Genomic DNA, 16,808 nt, shown 5'->3' with positions numbered 1-16,808 from the left:
ATCATTATAACTTCAAATAATTACACTTACAGTAATGTTGTAATATTCCCCCTCGGTCTCTGAAATCCTGCAAAGATAACTCGTCAAAATATGCAATGACCAAATTAATATTTACCGTCAACTTTTGACAAAATTTATAAAGGACATTTCAGTACATATCAAGAATTAAGAATAAGAAGATATGTAAGGGAGGATGCATTATGACTGAACAAGTTTTATTTTCTGTTAGTGAAAATGGCGTTGCGACAATTACTTTAAACCGTCCAAAAGCACTTAATTCTTTATCTTATGACATGTTACAACCTATCGGACAAAAACTTAAAGAGTGGGAACACGATGAGCGTATTGCACTTATCGTGTTAAAAGGAGCTGGCACAAAAGGTTTTTGTGCAGGTGGCGACATTAAAACTCTTTATGAAGCGCGTTCCAATGAAGTGGCATTGCAACATGCAGAACGTTTTTTTGAAGAAGAGTATGAAATTGATACATATATTTATCAATATACAAAACCGATTATTGCTTGTTTAGATGGAATTGTAATGGGCGGTGGTGTCGGTCTTACAAATGGTGCGAAGTATCGCATTGTAACTGAGCGTACGAAATGGGCAATGCCAGAGATGAATATCGGCTTCTTCCCAGACGTCGGAGCTGCATATTTCTTAAATAAAGCGCCTGGATATACAGGACGATTCGTTGCTTTAACAGCATCTATTTTAAAAGCTTCTGACGTATTATTTATTAATGCTGCAGATTACTTTATGACATCTGATTCATTACCAGAGTTTCTTACTGAACTTGAAAGTGTAAATTGGCATAAAGAAGATGATGTACATACTAATTTAAAAGAAGTTATTCGTACATTTGCAACTGCTCCAAACTTAGAAAGCGAGCTCGCTCCTTCATTAGAAGTAATCAATTCACATTTTGCTTTCGATACAATTGAAGAAATCATCCATTCATTGGAGAAAGATGAAAGTTCCTTTGCTCTAAAAACGAAAGAAATACTGTTATCAAAATCCCCTATTTCACTAAAAGTAACATTAAAACAGTTTATTGATGGACAAGATAAATCCGTTGAAGAATGTTTCGCTACGGACCTTATACTTGCTAAAAACTTCATGAGACATGAAGATTTCTTCGAAGGAGTACGCTCCGTTGTCGTTGATAAAGATCAAAATCCGAATTATAAATATAAACAGTTAAGTGACGTTTCAGAAGAAGATGTGAATCGTTTCTTTAACTTACTTAATGCATAAAATGAAATTGTCATGAGGGGATATTTTGTTCATCCCCCACCTAACTTCTTTGCTTCAGCTAAATCTTGTGTGGTGAAAATCTTACTACCCGCAAATAGCGGTATAAAATCGAGGCTATATAGTAGTGTAATTACAGCTACTATATAGCCTTTTTTATTTAATTATTTTTAATAAAATTTAATTTTATTAAATCCATTTTTGTGCTACACTGATTTTAATCAAATATTCTAAAAATAAAAAGGAGGGGTGGCTATGATAGAAAATTATCTTCTTTTCATCATTATGTCTATTTGCCTTATCATTTTACCTGGTCCAGATACAGCAATGGCTACGAAAAATACATTGGTTGCTGGTAAAGTCGGTGGAGTGAAAACAGTGTTTGGTACATGTATTGCACTATTAATTCATACTTTAGCTGCTGTAATTGGTCTTTCTGCACTTATTGTAAAGTCAGCTCTTTTATTTTCTATTTTCAAGTACGTTGGGGCTCTCTATTTAATATATATCGGTATTAAAGCCCTTTTAGCAGTAAGAAACAAAGAAAACTTAGATACAAATGATCTATCTTTGAATAATGAAAACGAACATACTTCTTGCTTTCGCCAAGGATTTCTTACAAATTTATTAAACCCTAAAGTAGCAGTCTTCTTTTTAACTTTTTTACCACAATTTTTAAATCCAAATCATAATACATTTATTCAACTTCTTGTAATGGGCCTTACTTACCTCGTTTTAACAGTCATTTGGTTTGCATTTTATATATTTTTAATTGATAAAATTAGTGCTTTTATGAAAAAACCGAAGACGCAACGTTATATTCAAGGGCTAACAGGAGTCGTCCTAATTGGATTTGGTATTAAACTAGCTTTTGAAAAAAATAATTAACAAGACGAAAACCACCACTATTAATAGTGGTGGTTTTCATCTAATAACTGATTTGGTTGTTTACTCTATATTAAAACCATCGCTCAGTTACAACTTTTTTACGTGTATAGAATTGAACGCCATCTGTACCATTTGTACTTAAATCACCAAAGAATGAAGCTTTATTTCCTGCAAATGCGAAGAATGCCATTGGTGCTGGAACGTTTACGTTTACACCAATCATACCAGCATCGATATTATCACGGAATGTTTGTGCATGTTTACCATTTGACGTATAAATAACCGCACCATTTGCAAATTTAGATTGATTTGTTAGTTTAATACCTTCTTCTAAATCTTTAACACGTACAATACTTAATACTGGAGCAAAAATTTCATCTTGCCAAATTTTCATTTCTTGATTCACGCCATCAAAGATTGTCGCACCTACAAAGTAACCTTCTCCAACTTCTTCATTAATTTTACGGCCATCTACTAATAAAGTTGCCCCATCTGCTACACCGCTATTAATATAGCCTAAAACGCGCTCTTTATGAGATTCACGGATTAATGGTCCAACATAGTTATCTTCGTTAAAGCCATCGCCTACTTTTAATTTTTTCGTTTCTGCTACTAATACATCAATAAATTCATCAGCAATTTCATCCACTACTGCTACTACTGAGCATGCCATGCAGCGCTCTCCACTACTTGCAAATGCAGATCCAATTACACCTTGTACTGTTTTCTCAAGATTGCAATCTGGCATTACAATCGCATGGTTTTTCGCACCTGCTAATGCTTGTACACGTTTTCCGTGTTTCGTACCTGTTTCATATACGTAACGAGCTACCGGCTCAGAGCCAACGAACGAAACAGCCTGAATATCTTTATTTTCTAAAATGCTATTTACAACATCTTTTCCGCCTTGCACTAAATTTAATACGCCTTTTGGGAAACCTGCTTCATAGAATAATTCTACAAGTCGCTCCGCTAAAAGTGGCGTTCTTTCAGATGTTTTTAATACGAATGTATTACCGCAAGCAATTGCAAGTGGGAACATCCATAACGGAATCATCATCGGGAAGTTAAACGGTGTAATACCAGCAACAACTCCGATTGGGTAGCGCCAAATCGATCCATCAATTCCGCTAGCGATATTCGGAAGTGCTTGACCCATCATTAAATTTGGCGTAGATGTTGCAAGTTCTACCGCTTCAATACCACGCTGTACTTCACCTGTTGCATCCGTTAGCGTCTTACCATTTTCTAGCGTAATGATTTTTGCAAGCTCATCTTTGTTTTCTTGTAATAGCTGTAAATATTTATATAAATTTCTTGAACGATTTGGAACTGGTACTTTAGACCATGTTTCGAATGCTGCTTTTGCCGCTTCAACAGCTTTTTCAACATCTTCTTTTGGAGATAGTGGAACGTAAGCGATAATTTTTCCAGTCGCTGGATTTGGAACTGCTTCTACTTCCGTACCTGTCGATTCAACCCACTCACCGTTAATGTGATTTTTTACTCGTTTAATTTCAGTTGTAATCATTGTATTCTCTCCTTTGTATAATTTATTTTTGATTAGAAATTAATTGCTCGCTAACTTTCTTATATAAAGCAGCCATATCGTTTTCACCATATCCAGCTTGACTCGCTTCGTCATATACGTTTAATAACATTTCGCTTACCGGTAAATGGAGTTCGCTTTCCTTAGCTAAGTCAACTGCAAATCCTAAATCTTTCTTCAATAAGTTCACAGTAAATCCTGGCTCGTAGTTTTCAGGTGCTATAAAACTTTTATAATTACGTTCATAAATTCTACTTTGACCGTAACTTACATTTAAAATATCAAACATTTTATCTAAATCCATATTATTCTTTTTCGCTAATGTTAAAGCTTCACTCACACCAGCTGTATAAAAACCAATTAATAAGTTATTAATTAACTTAACAGTTGTACCACTATCAATCTGCTCACTAACGTGGAAAATATTCGCGCCTAGTACGCCCATGATAGATTCCGTTTTCTCATATACGTCTTTTGATCCACCAACCATAAACGTTAATGTACGGTTTTCGGCTCCTATTACACCACCGCTCACAGGTGCTGCTAAAAAGTCTACTTTCTTTTCCTTTGCAGCTTCCTCTAACTGTTTGTTTAACTGCGGCGATACCGTACTTGTATCAATGAAAACTACATTCGAGTGACCATTTTCAAATAATCCTTCTGCTCCAAAATATACCGCTTCAACAGCGCGAGGTGAAGGTAAACTTGTAAAAACTACATCACATGTTTCTGCTAGTTTTGAGATTGATAGACCGATAATTCCGCCTTCTTTTTCAAAGGACGCTTCCGCCTCTTTATTTAAGTCCACGCCATATACTGTGTAACCTGATTTAACTAGATTTTTTGACATTGGAAGGCCCATGTTACCTAAACCGATAAAACCAATCTTTTTCATATCGCTTTCCTCCTATTTACACAATATATTTCCCGCGATTTATAATAGCTTTCGCAATTTCTCTCTTCTTCGTAAATACGTTCGTGTATAAAGGCACTAATAATTGACGGATTTCAGCTAAAATCACATGTCTATCTTGTTCTTCTGTGACAGCCGCTGAAAGTACAGAAATCGCCGCTTCTTCTACTTTACGGTATCCTTCTTCACAAATAACATCCGTTATTAATTGCTTCGTACGTTCTTTTTCCTCACCATTTTTACTTACCGCTTTTCTCGTACGTAAAAACGCTGATTCCATGACGTACACGTCCGTCAACATATTTGAAATTACACGTGAATATTCTTGTTCTTGGTCAATTTTTAGGCCTGGAGTTTTAGAGAGCGTTTTCAAAGATTGTTTCAACAATTTTTTCGCTAATAAAATGTAACGATGGTTTCTTTCTACATTTGCTACATCACTTTCTACTTCAGTATCTTCTAATTGTTCGATTTGCTTCATTAACATTTTGGCAACTGTTAATCTATTAATTTCGTTCGTTCCTTCAAAAATACGACTAATTCTAGCATCACGATATAATCGTTCTACCTCATACTCTTGCATATAACCGTAACCACCATGAATTTGTACAGCTTCATCTACGATATAAGCAAGTGTTTCAGAAGCATTTACTTTATTCAGTGCACATTCAATTGCAAATTGGGACATTTTCTTCATAAGATCTTCATCGCTCTCATGAATTGCTTCATCGATTACACCTGCCGTACGATAAGCTGCACTTTCGGCTCCATATGTAGCAATGATCATATTTGCAATTTTCTCTTGAATCATCGTAAAGTCTACTAATTCCGTTTGGAACTGTTTTCGCTCTTTTCCATATTGAACCGACAAACCAATTGCTTGTTTTGCTGTTCCAATATTTCCAAAAGCAAGTTTAAGTCTAGCAAAGTTAAGAATATTAAGGGCTACGTGATGCCCTTTCCCAACTTCCCCTAAAACATTTTCAGCAGGGATGACAACATCTTCTAAAATAAGAGTCGCTGTTGAAGAACCTTTAATCCCCATTTTCTTTTCTTCTAATCCAATAGATACACCTTCACATGTTCTTTCGACAATAAACGCTGTCATTCCTTTATTTGTCTTCGCAAAAACAACGTATACATCTGCCATATGAGCATTTGTAATCCATTGCTTCTCACCATTTAACTTCCAAGCTGTTCCCTCTTCATTCAATACGGCGCTTGTTTTTGCACTTAATGCATCCGAACCAGCATTTGGCTCTGTTAAAGCATAAGCCCCAATCCATTCTCCCGATGCGATTTTCGGTAAATATTTTTCTTTTTGCTCTTTCGTTCCATAATATATGTAAGGCAATGTACCGACACCAGCGTGTATATTAAAAGAAACGCTAAACGCACCAGCGTAACCCATTTTCTCTGCTACAAGACCTGAGACAGCCTTTCCTAACTCGAACCCGCCATAATCTTCTGGTACCTCAATGCCTAATAATCCAAGTTCCCCAGCTTTCTCAAATAATTGACGAGAAACTTTATAGTTATGTTGTTCAATATTCTCCATTTGTGGAACAATTTCTTGTTTAACGAATTGTTCTGTCGTTTTTGCGATTAAATCTTCATCACCTGAAAAATCTTCTGGTGTAAAGTAAGTATGATTTATATCTTTATTAAGTGAAAAGAATTCATCCCATGGTAACTTCGTTTTCTCCATATGTATCCCCCTATCATTCGGCTTTCATAGCTTTTTGCTTATGCTCGTCTACGATGAGTGGAATATCTTTTTTGAAAATAGAAGGCGATGATTTTTCACATCAAGCATTTTATTTTGCCAAAGATGTATTTTCATCGCCTTCGCTGCTTTATCTATTGATCTTCTGATAATACTGTTTTTGCAATACCAGTATCTAACTCTTCAAAGTCATGATATGAAATTGTTTCGTATAATTCACTTCTCGTTTGCATATTAGAAAGTGCATCTTTTTGAGAACCTGTTTCTTTAATTAAAGCAAACACATTTTCATACGCTTTCGCTGCAACGCGAAGTGAAGTTACAGGATAAATAACCATTTGGAAACCCATATTCGCAAATTCCTCTGCACTATAATATGGAGTTTTTCCGAATTCAGTCATATTCGCAAGCAAAGGTGCATTTACCTTACTATTAAATAGACGGAATTCTTCCTCTGATTGAAGCGCTTCAGGGAAAATTGCGTCTGCACCTGCTTTTACATATGCATTTGCTCTTTCAATTGCTTCATCTAATCCTTCAACGCCACGAGCATCAGTACGTGCTACAATGTATAAGCTAGGTGCAACTTCTTTAATCGCTTTAATTTTTTGAACCAATTCTTCTGTAGTAACAAGTTTCTTACCATTTAAATGTCCACATTTTTTTGGTAATTGCTGATCTTCAATTTGGACAGCTGCTACTTTCGCTTCCACCATTTCTACAGCTGTTCTCGCCACATTTAGTACACCACCAAATCCTGTATCAATGTCAACAAGAACAGGTAAGTCTGTAGCTCTTACTAAATCTCTTGCTCTCTCAGCCACTTCAGTAGACGTCACGATACCTAAATCTGGTAAACCTTTACTTGCAGTATAAGCAGCTCCTGATAAATAAAGAGCTGAAAAACCTGTATTTTTCGCAACAAGAGCTGCCATTGCATCATGAGCACCTGGAATTTGCAAAATTTCATTTGCTTCTACTAAAGCTCGGAATCGATTCGCAAGCTCCTCTTGTGTTGACTGTTTTTTCACAACCCAAGCCATTCTAAATTCCCCCCCTATTATTAAATTAAGAATAGATCTACAAATTCGTTTACATTCATATTTTCTAGTTTTTCTTCATTTAAACAAACTTCATGAATTTGTTCTTGTTGCTTACTAGAATAATGACCTGCCATATTTGCAGTGAATTTTTGAACAACTTTTGGAATTGCTTCGTCTCTACGGAAGCGGTGACCAAGCGGATATTCACATTCCACATTTTCTGTTACTGTGCCATCTTTAAAGTGAACTTGAACAGCGTTGGCGATTGAGCGCTTGTTCGGGTCAAGGTAATCTAAACTGTACTGTTTGTTTTCAACAACAACCATCTTATTACGTAATTCATCTACACGTGGATCGTTTGCTACTGCATCTTCATAATCGTCTGCAACGATATCTCCTTTTAATAAACCAATTGCCGTAATGTATTGTAAGCAATGATCACGATCAGCTGGGTTATTTAATGGACCTTCTTTATCAATAATACGAATTGCTGATTCATGAGTTGTAATTGTAATACGGTCAATTTCATCTAATCTCTCTTTAATTTCCGGATGCAACTTCACTGCACATTCTGCAGCCGTTTGTGCATGGAATTCTGCTGGATATGACACTTTAAATAATACATTTTCCATTACATATGACTCTAGTGGTCTTGCTAATTTTAATTCTTGTTTATTGAATAATACATCTTGGAATCCCCATCCTGGCGCAGATAATGCTGTTGGATAACCCATTTCACCTTTTAGAGCAGTCATTGCAAGATGAACACCGCGGCTCGTTGCGTCACCTGCAGCCCATGATTTACGTGAGCCCGTATTTGGAGCATGACGATATGTACGAAGACTAGAATTATCAATCCACGCATGTGATAATGCATTAAAGATTTCTTCACGTGTTCCGCCAAGCATTTTCGCAACTACTGCAGTTGTTGCTACTTTTACATATAATACATGGTCAAGACCAACTCTGTTTAAGCTGTTTTCTAAAGCAAGCACGCCTTGAATTTCATGTGCTTTAATCATCATTTCTAATACTTCACGTACTTTTAAAGCTTCTTTTCCTTCTGAAATACGAACACGGCTAATATAATCTGCAACTGCTAAAATTCCGCCTAGGTTATCAGATGGATGTCCCCACTCTGCTGCAAGCCAAGTATCGTTATAGTCTAACCAACGGATCATACATCCGATATTAAATGCACCTTTTACTGGATCTAGTACATAAGACGTACCTGGTACACGTGTACCATTTGGCACGATTGTTCCTGGCACAACTGGTCCTAGTAATTTCGTACATTCTGGATATTGCAGTGCTAAAATTCCACATCCAAGTGTATCAAGTAATACGTAACGAGCTGTACTGAATGCTTCTGCACTAGTAACCTCTTTATTTAATACATAATCGGTAATCTCTTCTAATAATGCATCTTTTTGCTTAATTTCATTTGTTTTAATCATGCTATTCTTCCCTTTCTGTCGAAAATTCGTTATTATTAATGATGGGTGTCGGTCAAACACCCATCTGGCGGGCGGCGCTAACAACTCCCCAGTTGTTCTTATTTACTAAGTACATGTCGCTCGCCAATATAATTTACACGTGGACGGAACAAACGATTATTTGCATGTTGCTCAATAACGTGCGCACATAACCCCACTGTTCTAGAGCTAAAGAAGATTGGTGTGTAAAGTTGAATTGGAATACCTAGCATCCAATATACTGGAGCTGCATAATAATCAAGATTTGGATAAATTCCTTTTTCTTTTTCCATAATCTTTTCTCCAGCTTCACACATTTCATATAGTGTATAATCACCTTTTACATCACATAACTGTTTTAAAGCTTCCTTCATCATAAGTGCTCTTGGATCCATCTTCTTCATATAAACACGGTGTCCAAAGCCCATAATTTTTTCTTTGTTATATAGTTTCTTCTGTAATAACTCTTCAAATTTCTCAACATTACCAGCTTCTAAAAGCATGTACATAACCGCTTCATTTGCACCGCCATGTAAACTTCCTTTTAAAGATGCAACTGCACCTGTTAAAGCACCGTATAAATCTGATTGTGTTGATGCAATAACGCGAGCTGTAAATGTAGAGTTTGGCATTTCATGCTCACTATATAAAACAAGGGAACGATCAAAGATCTTTTCCTCAAGTTCAGTTGGTTTTTTACCAGTTAACATATAGAAGAAATTCGCACTATAAGATAATTCTTTAAGAGGTTCAATTGGCTCCTCATTATTTAAAATATGATAGCTATTCGCTACAATGTTTGGCACTTTACTTAACAGCTTGTACCCTCGGCTTTTATTCACTTCTAACGAGCGGTTTTCGATATCATTATCGTAACCAGCTAACGCTGACACACCTGTACGTAATCCATCCATGGGATGCGTCTCTTTAGGCAATGCCTTTAGTACGTTAAATACACCTTCTGGTACTGCATATTCTTCTTTTAATTTCTTTTCAAGTGTTACTTTTTCATCTTCATTCGGTAGGTGTTCCTCCAATAAAAGGTGCACAATGTCTAAATACTCTTTTGTTTTTGAGAGTTCGATTAAGTCATACCCTTGAATTACAATTTCACCTTTTACTGTGTCAAGAAACGAGATTTTCGTCTCCGCTGCCACTATACCATCTAATCCCGGGGAAAATTTCTCTTCAGCTTTCATCATTATTTCCTCCAATCCTAATAGATCTTCGTGCACATAACTGTAAGCCTTTACAATATTGTGAAACTACATTTCTATTTCAATGTATCAGAGTTTTTAGAAGATTTCAATTTATTTTATAATGATAAGTTTCCTACACTTTTCTTACTGTAACAATACAATTTTTTGAAAATAATTCTTATATTTTATAAAGAAAGGATAGACTTCTTTGCGTATTTTCAAAAACAAGATATAAAGATTTTTCATATAACACCGCCAAATATACAATTATTCTAATTTTATTTGAGAAATAGAAAAAACGAGCTGTACATAAATACAGCTCGTTACTATATGATATTTATTTCACTATCTCTTAAATATAATTTTTATATAAAACTTATTCATTTTTAATAAAGTTATTATTTTACATAATTAAATTGAATTTCTTCCATTTCCTCATGATAACTTACAAATAAATCATAGTTTTGAAAATACCAAAGATCATCAGAATCTACAAAAAATATAATACCTTCCTTCTCAACTGACACTATTTCGCCATCGGGTTTCTCAGCAACAACCCCTAAAGAATATCCGGGCTGAATTGAACTATCCCCTCCGTACCTTACAGTAAAACGTACAGATTCACCGTGCTTTATACGTAATTCTTCCTGGAACCATTGCAGAGCTTTACGATCAATTGAAATTCTCATCTTTATTCCTCCAGTTTACGCAAACTCTTTTTTTCCTAATCGTTGTTTTACAAAGAAGACGAAAATAATTAAGGCTATCAATGCTGAAATTGCACTCCCTGAAAATAAAATACGATAACCAAACATTTGTGAAACAACTCCAAGTAAAATAGCACCTAACCCGATTCCTAAATCAAACGCTGTAAAAAATGAAGCATTTGCAACTCCTCTTTTACTCGGATCGACAATTGTAAGCATTGCCGCTTGCAAAGCTGGCTGCGCTGAACCAAATCCAATACCGTATAATGTTGCTGCGATAATTACACCTATCAAACCATTTGAAATAGTTAAAACAACTATAGCTAAAATAGTAATACATAATGCTGGAAGTATAATGAATACTTCTCCATACTTATCTAATAGTTTCCCTGAAATTGGTCTTACAATTGTTAATGCAATTGCATATACAAGAAAGAAAGTTCCCGGGTTTACATGAATTGATGATGCAAATAACGGTAAAAAGGTTGTTATTCCTCCATATGCAAACGATAAAAAGAATACTACAATCGTGATTGTTAATACGGATTTCTCAAATAGCTGAATTTTCCCTTTTTCTTTTTGTGGCGTAAATGGGATCTTCGTTATTAATGATAATACGACTGCCATAAAAGATAACAACGTCGCTAATAAAAATAGACCATCAAATGAATAATTTTGCACAACCCATAATCCAATCATAGGTCCAATCGCCATTGCAATTGTCATCGCCATCCCGTACCACCCCATACCTTCACCGCGGCGTGAATCTGGAATAATATCCGTTATTGCTGTTCCAACAGCTGTTGTAGAAACAGCCCATGTTACTCCGTGAATAACACGTAAAACAGCTAAAAGGACAATAGTCGATGCTATATTATAGGAATACATCGTTAAGCCAAAAAAGATGAGTCCGAAAATAATAAAGGATCTTCTACCATATTGATCTAACATTCCTCCAATAATCGGTCGTATTACAACAGCAGCTATTGTAAACATCCCCATCATAAGTCCAACTTGCGATTCATTGCCACCTATCTCTTTAATAAAGAGCGGGAGCGTTGGAACAAGTAAATAAAATCCTGTAAATAAAAATAACATTGCGAAAGTCATTTGAATAAATGATTTCGTCCATAATCGTTCCATAAAAATACCTCCATACACTCGTAAAATATTACGATTAACACCCTCATTGTATATTTTTTTTATCTCTTTTCCCTCCGCAAATAGACGTATCTTTTCATATTAAATAGTCCACCATCAGCTTACATTAGTCTTAAGACTTTGTACGCATATTTTAAACGAAAGTCCTATATATGTACCTTTATACGTGTGAAAAGAATATACTAATTTATTATCACAACTTAGGAGTGATTATTTTATGTGGGTATTATCATCAAGAGTAACTGTCGCGGTTCCTTCGATACCCGAAATACATGCCCCCGCCGTTCATACAGCAAGTTCCGATGTCGGCATTGAACTTCCAGCAATTTGGCAACAATACCAATCACCAGGTCAAGCTACCCCTTCATTTTGGCATCATGGTGCCCATCCAAGTAGCACTACCTTTTATCATCCTAGCCACGCTCCACTACCTCAGGCTCAAGTCTTTTATCATTTCCCATCAATTTATTTTCAAAATTTTTATGGTACGTTTAACATTTAAAACACATCATTTCATAGCTACTACATTTAAACGAAAAAAGCACTTAAGATTGTAATTTTCACAAATCTTAAGTGCTTTTTAATATTTTTTATAAATTTTTCTTATTGCCCATTATTAGCAGGGGTCTCTCCTGCATTACCGCCAGTCTCTGGTTGTGTGGTCGCTGGTGGAGTTGTATTTCCTTGACCTCCTCCGTTATTTGCTGGAGGTGTCGTATTTCCTTGACCTCCTCCATTATTTGCTGGAGGTGTCGTATTTCCTTGACCTCCTCCATTATTTGCTGGAGGTGTCGTATTTCCTTGACCTCCTCCATTATTTGCTGGAGGTGTCGTATTTCCTTGACCTCCTCCGTTATTTGCTGGAGGTGTCGTTCCTTGGCCATTTCCATTATTTTGTTCTTCTTGTTTCTTTTGCTCTTCTAGTTTCTTTTGTTCTTCTTGCTTCTTAAGTTCCTCTTGTTTCTTTTGTTCTTCTTGTTTTTTCAGTTCTTCTTGTTTCTTTAATTCTTCTTGCTTTTTCTCTTCTTCAGTTTTTTGCTGTTGATCTTGTTTTGGTTGCTCCGTTGTATCCGGTACGCTAGTATTTGGCGATGAATCACGTTTTTCACCTTTTATACGTAGCTCACTACCTTCTTGAATAACACTACTTGGCATTTTAAAGCGTGATTTATCTGTAGCCATTTCGCTCATCATTTCTTTAAAGATCAACTGTGCAATTTTCGTATTTTTACTACTAATATACTCGTCTTTACCATCTTTCATATACCCAGTCCATACTGCCATCGTATATTGCGGTGTATATCCAGCGAACCAACTATCACGAGTTGCACTTTCTGGAATTTTATATTGAGCTAATTGCTTTGATGAATAGTTTGTCGTACCCGTTTTACCAGCTACATCTAAAGAGCCTACATTTGCCGATGTACCAGTACCTGATGTAACTACAGAACGAAGCATATCAGTAATCATGTATGCTGTAGAATCTGTCATAACTTGTTTTGGTTTTTGTCCAAAACTTTGTGACTTACCGTCTGGATAAACGACTTTCTTAACAAAATGCGGTTTCGTATATTTACCTTCATTACCAAATGCCGCATAAGCACCCGCTATTTCAGTTGGCGATACTTCATTTGTACCAATCGCTGTCGATTCTGTCGGTGCTGTATTAAATGTAATACCTAGTTTCTCAGAGAATTCTTTCGATTTACTAATCCCTACTTCTTTTGCAGTTTTAATTGCAGGAATATTACGCGACATTTTTAATGCTTCACGCATTGTAATTGGACCCATATGACTTCTATCTGCATTTCGTACTTCTTGTCCCGTTGAATACTTAAATGGAGAGTCATCAATTTGATGGTACGTAGCCCATTTTAAATATTCAATTGCAGGAGCGTAGTCGAAAATCGGCTTCATCGTTGAACCAGCTGCACGATCTAATTCAATTGCCATATTATGCCCTTTAAATACAGCTTTATTTTCTCCACGGCCACTACCTATAGCACGAACTTCTCCTGTTTTCGTATCCATAAATGTGAATGCACCTTGGAATTTATCGTTCGGATAATCAATGATATTATTATTTAAAATATTATCTGCAAGTTTCTGTGCTTTCGGATCTAACGTTGTATAAATTTCTAAACCGTCAGAACCGATATTAGCATCTGGTAATTCTTTTTCTACTTCTTTCACAACTGCATCCATAAATGCAGGGTATGGCATTGTTTGTAGTTGAGCTGCAGGCTTAAGCCCCTTTTCTACGTCAACTTTTGATGCTTCTTCCATTTCCTGTTTTGTTATATATCCATGTCGGTTCATTAAACTTAGAACAACATTTCTTCTTTCTGTTGCTTTTTGAACATTTTCTTTTTTCGTTGGATCATAGTTATTCGGTGCTTTCGGTAAACCTGCAAGCATCGCAACTTCTGGTAATGTTAAGTCCTTCAATTCTTTACCATAGTAGTTTTGTGCTGCTGTTGCGATCCCATATGAACGGTTTCTTAAGTTAATTTTATTTAAGTACATCTCTAATATTTCATGTTTTGAATACTGTTGTTCTAGCTTATAAGCTAAATATATTTCTTGCGCCTTACGCTTTGGTGTTTTGTCCATTGATAAGAAGTAGTTTTTTATAACTTGCTGTGTTATCGTACTTCCACCTTGAGAACCATAATCCCCTTTAAGACTTACTAGAACAGCACGGGCAGTACCTTTAAAATCTACTCCGCTATGCTCATAAAAACGTGAATCTTCTGTCGCTAAAAATGCATTTTCTACTAATTTAGGTATTTGCTCATACGTAACATTCGTCCTTTTTTCTTTTCCATATTCATATACCAAATCCCCGTTTTTATCATAAATTTTTGAGGATAACGGATTAACAAGTTTTGCTTTCTCAAGTTTTGGTGCATCCTTAATCATTACGAAAAAGGTAGCAACCCCCGCCACTAAACCAACAATACCAAGTAATAAACAAGTAATTAAAAACTTGCGAAAGAATGATGTTTTACCTTTTGGCTTTTGTGTTTTAGAAGCTGGTTGTTTTTTCTTTTTAACTTGTCGTCGTTCCTCTCGAGAACGATAATTTTCTGACATGTTACTTTCTCCTGCCTTTCAATTCTCCCGTTGATTTACTTAAAAATATTGAGGTCACTTTCTAAAATGAATTTGATTAAGAAAGTATATTGACCTGGAGCATTCAATATTTTCCCAATTCACAGATTATAATTTTTAGAATACTTCTTATACAAACTATTTTCACTTCTATTTTTCCTAATAACGCTGCCCCTTGAAGCATAGAATGTAAAAAGTGAATTTTTAATACCTCGTATAAATAATATACCTTTTTTTCAAATGGTCAATATTTTCTTATTTATAAATCAAAGGTGAAATAAAAATAGCACAACGATATGTACTTCGTGTGAACTTCCTTATAATTACGTATAACAAACATTTAATATATTGCATATAAGTATAATACCTCTTAAATTATAAGGATTTCAACATCACAACCTCAACATCTACAAAAAAGTATTAAAAATAAAAAGTGAGGAGTTGCGTAATGATGAAGCTATCTCCCGTAATTTCAAAAAATATAGTTGCTGTTGGTTATAATCCTTTTTCCTATGATTTTGCGAATCCAATTAAAGAATGGTATGTACGATTTCTTTAATGTACCAGAAAGTATTTATACTGGCCTATTACATGCACAATCTAAAAGTTATTATCATAATACTTACATTAAAAATTCTTTCCGCCACACAAAAATCTAAACTTAACACCCACTAAAAAAGAAAGGAGGTTAATCCTCCTTTCTTTTAAAAACATTTTGCAGATGAATTATCTTCGATTCCTCTTATTAATTTCATCATATGCTTGAATTTGTTTTTTCAAACGCCGATCAGCTTTTTTATCATGCACTACAAGAATTGCATGTATAACTCCTGGAACCCAAAATATTAATGTTAATATGAAATTTATGATTGCCTGAATTGGTTTTCCACAAAATAATACAGCAACAGGTGGAAGAAGAATTGCTAATAAATACATCATCCCTTGAAAACTCCTTATTTTGTATTTTATATATCACTTTTCAAAATATACGCAAAAAAACCTACTACCATTTTAATCTTAACCTACCTCTAAAATCAATGTATCTCCTTCTATTTAAATAAGTATTTCAGACTTTTTATTGTTTTCTAGCCTATTTTCTTCCTCTATTGCAGTTACTCCAATTGCAGAAATTAACGTTCCTATCGCTTGTATCCAAATACCAATGAGTGCAATGATTCTCTCATCCTTCTTATCAAAAATACTATCTTCATTTTCTCTCTCATCTTTCAATACATTTGAAACACCTTGATACGCTTGTAATCCAGCCCCTAAACTTTGCATGGAGTTACCCAGTATAATAATTTTCTGTAATACATTTATATCCAACAAAGCTGCTTCTACTCCTAAAAAAGCACCGATTGATTGTAAACTGTTCCCTGTAATGATAAGATAATCATTTTCTTTCAAATGTTCATTTATATTAAAATATGTTCCTATTACATTTGATATATTGCCTAATGCTAATAACTCAATTCCTATTTGATCAAGTAATTTACTTTGATTCTCTAAGTCTATATTTTGATTTTCTCTTTTTTCTTCCCCATCATCATAATTGCTCGCAATGATTTGTAATATATATCCGAGGGCTTGTAATGAGCTTCCTACAATAACAAGATCCGATTCAACTTTCTCTTCTCCAATAAATCCTCTTGTCGTTCCAATAGCAGCTGTAAGGTTCCCTCCCACTTGAAACCATGCCCCTGTCACTTTTAAACTGCTTGGATTCATTTTTATCACCTATTTAAATATTTTCTAAAGCTTTCAAAACAAACAAATCTCA

General features: G+C 35.1%; 14 protein-coding genes and 1 pseudogene. 4 read left to right on the top strand and 11 right to left on the bottom strand.

Going from position 1 to position 16,808, the window contains the following annotated elements; genetic code table 11:
• The first annotated feature begins 200 nt into the window (after positions 1 to 200).
• Positions 201 to 1,256 carry an enoyl-CoA hydratase/isomerase family protein gene (locus tag BC_RS11500; protein ID WP_000139775.1) on the top strand — a complete coding sequence of 352 codons (1,056 nt, stop codon included), beginning with the start codon at positions 201 to 203 and terminating at the stop codon, positions 1,254 to 1,256.
• Positions 1,257 to 1,508: 252 nt separating this feature from the next.
• Positions 1,509 to 2,141, top strand: a complete 633-nt coding sequence (locus tag BC_RS11495; RefSeq protein ID WP_000572360.1) for a LysE family translocator — start codon at positions 1,509 to 1,511, stop codon at positions 2,139 to 2,141.
• Positions 2,142 to 2,211: 70 nt separating this feature from the next.
• On the opposite strand, the gene BC_RS11490 is transcribed toward BC_RS11495, so the two are convergent.
• The 8 genes from BC_RS11490 to BC_RS11455 form a co-directional block, all read right to left on the bottom strand.
• Positions 2,212 to 3,672 carry a CoA-acylating methylmalonate-semialdehyde dehydrogenase gene (locus tag BC_RS11490; protein WP_000633345.1) on the bottom strand — a complete coding sequence of 487 codons (1,461 nt, stop codon included), beginning with the start codon at positions 3,670 to 3,672 and terminating at the stop codon, positions 2,212 to 2,214.
• Between the two features lie 22 nt (positions 3,673 to 3,694).
• Positions 3,695 to 4,585, bottom strand: coding sequence for an NAD(P)-dependent oxidoreductase (locus BC_RS11485; protein WP_000719409.1), 891 nt, complete (start codon positions 4,583 to 4,585; stop codon positions 3,695 to 3,697).
• Between the two features lie 16 nt (positions 4,586 to 4,601).
• A complete protein-coding gene (locus BC_RS11480; protein WP_000415995.1) occupies positions 4,602 to 6,311 on the bottom strand; it encodes an acyl-CoA dehydrogenase family protein in 1,710 nt (569 codons plus the stop codon).
• A 152-nt stretch (positions 6,312 to 6,463) separates the two neighbouring features.
• The gene (gene prpB, locus BC_RS11475; protein WP_000312639.1) at positions 6,464 to 7,372 is read right to left on the bottom strand and encodes a methylisocitrate lyase; all 909 of its coding nucleotides are present in this window, start codon (positions 7,370 to 7,372) and stop codon (positions 6,464 to 6,466) included.
• Between the two features lie 20 nt (positions 7,373 to 7,392).
• On the bottom strand, positions 7,393 to 8,829 hold the full coding sequence (prpD, locus tag BC_RS11470) for a 2-methylcitrate dehydratase (protein WP_000598123.1): 1,437 nt from the start codon (positions 8,827 to 8,829) through the stop codon (positions 7,393 to 7,395).
• A 98-nt stretch (positions 8,830 to 8,927) separates the two neighbouring features.
• Positions 8,928 to 10,049: a citrate synthase gene (mmgD, locus tag BC_RS11465; RefSeq protein WP_002041090.1), complete on the bottom strand. Its 1,122-nt coding sequence runs from the start codon at positions 10,047 to 10,049 to the stop codon at positions 8,928 to 8,930.
• Positions 10,050 to 10,444: 395 nt separating this feature from the next.
• Positions 10,445 to 10,735, bottom strand: coding sequence for a HesB/YadR/YfhF family protein (locus tag BC_RS11460; RefSeq protein ID WP_001222842.1), 291 nt, complete (start codon positions 10,733 to 10,735; stop codon positions 10,445 to 10,447).
• A 15-nt stretch (positions 10,736 to 10,750) separates the two neighbouring features.
• On the bottom strand, positions 10,751 to 11,896 hold the full coding sequence (locus tag BC_RS11455; RefSeq protein ID WP_000440662.1) for an MFS transporter: 1,146 nt from the start codon (positions 11,894 to 11,896) through the stop codon (positions 10,751 to 10,753).
• Between the two features lie 235 nt (positions 11,897 to 12,131).
• On the opposite strand from BC_RS11455, the gene BC_RS11450 reads away from it, so the two are divergent.
• Positions 12,132 to 12,416, top strand: coding sequence for a hypothetical protein (locus BC_RS11450; protein WP_000270101.1), 285 nt, complete (start codon positions 12,132 to 12,134; stop codon positions 12,414 to 12,416).
• A 101-nt stretch (positions 12,417 to 12,517) separates the two neighbouring features.
• Here BC_RS11450 and BC_RS11445 read toward each other — a convergent pair whose 3' ends face one another.
• Positions 12,518 to 15,010 (bottom strand): PBP1A family penicillin-binding protein, encoded by a 2,493-nt coding sequence (locus BC_RS11445; RefSeq protein WP_001293967.1) that lies wholly within the window; start codon positions 15,008 to 15,010, stop codon positions 12,518 to 12,520.
• A gap of 466 nt (positions 15,011 to 15,476) precedes the next feature.
• Between BC_RS11445 and BC_RS11440 the strand changes: the two are divergent.
• Positions 15,477 to 15,687, top strand: a pseudogene (locus tag BC_RS11440) (KTSC domain-containing protein).
• Between the two features lie 67 nt (positions 15,688 to 15,754).
• On the opposite strand, the gene BC_RS11435 reads toward BC_RS11440, so the two are convergent.
• A complete protein-coding gene (locus tag BC_RS11435; protein WP_000990233.1) occupies positions 15,755 to 15,967 on the bottom strand; it encodes a YqaE/Pmp3 family membrane protein in 213 nt (70 codons plus the stop codon).
• Between the two features lie 114 nt (positions 15,968 to 16,081).
• Positions 16,082 to 16,756, bottom strand: coding sequence for a DUF6944 family repetitive protein (locus BC_RS11430; RefSeq protein WP_001070035.1), 675 nt, complete (start codon positions 16,754 to 16,756; stop codon positions 16,082 to 16,084).
• Positions 16,757 to 16,808 lie beyond the last annotated feature (52 nt).

The sequence above is a fragment of the Bacillus cereus ATCC 14579 genome (assembly GCF_000007825.1).
GTDB classification, from domain to species: domain Bacteria; phylum Bacillota; class Bacilli; order Bacillales; family Bacillaceae_G; genus Bacillus_A; species Bacillus_A cereus.
This window is presented reverse-complemented; position numbering and strand designations above follow the sequence as displayed.

Excerpts from the sequence above, each read along its gene's own strand:
- prpD (WP_000598123.1), bottom strand. The coding sequence starts at position 8,829 with ATGATTAAAACAAATGAAATTAAGCAAAAAGATGCATTATTAGAAGAG.
- BC_RS11450 (WP_000270101.1), top strand. The coding sequence starts at position 12,132 with ATGTGGGTATTATCATCAAGAGTAACTGTCGCGGTTCCTTCGATACCC.
- BC_RS11430 (WP_001070035.1), bottom strand. The coding sequence starts at position 16,756 with ATGAATCCAAGCAGTTTAAAAGTGACAGGGGCATGGTTTCAAGTGGGA.
- BC_RS11480 (WP_000415995.1), bottom strand. The coding sequence starts at position 6,311 with ATGGAGAAAACGAAGTTACCATGGGATGAATTCTTTTCACTTAATAAA.
- BC_RS11455 (WP_000440662.1), bottom strand. The coding sequence starts at position 11,896 with ATGGAACGATTATGGACGAAATCATTTATTCAAATGACTTTCGCAATG.
- BC_RS11485 (WP_000719409.1), bottom strand. The coding sequence starts at position 4,585 with ATGAAAAAGATTGGTTTTATCGGTTTAGGTAACATGGGCCTTCCAATG.
- BC_RS11445 (WP_001293967.1), bottom strand. The coding sequence starts at position 15,010 with ATGTCAGAAAATTATCGTTCTCGAGAGGAACGACGACAAGTTAAAAAG.
- BC_RS11460 (WP_001222842.1), bottom strand. The coding sequence starts at position 10,735 with ATGAGAATTTCAATTGATCGTAAAGCTCTGCAATGGTTCCAGGAAGAA.
- BC_RS11435 (WP_000990233.1), bottom strand. The coding sequence starts at position 15,967 with ATGATGTATTTATTAGCAATTCTTCTTCCACCTGTTGCTGTATTATTT.
- mmgD (WP_002041090.1), bottom strand. The coding sequence starts at position 10,049 with ATGATGAAAGCTGAAGAGAAATTTTCCCCGGGATTAGATGGTATAGTG.
- BC_RS11495 (WP_000572360.1), top strand. The coding sequence starts at position 1,509 with ATGATAGAAAATTATCTTCTTTTCATCATTATGTCTATTTGCCTTATC.
- prpB (WP_000312639.1), bottom strand. The coding sequence starts at position 7,372 with ATGGCTTGGGTTGTGAAAAAACAGTCAACACAAGAGGAGCTTGCGAAT.
- BC_RS11500 (WP_000139775.1), top strand. The coding sequence starts at position 201 with ATGACTGAACAAGTTTTATTTTCTGTTAGTGAAAATGGCGTTGCGACA.
- BC_RS11490 (WP_000633345.1), bottom strand. The coding sequence starts at position 3,672 with ATGATTACAACTGAAATTAAACGAGTAAAAAATCACATTAACGGTGAG.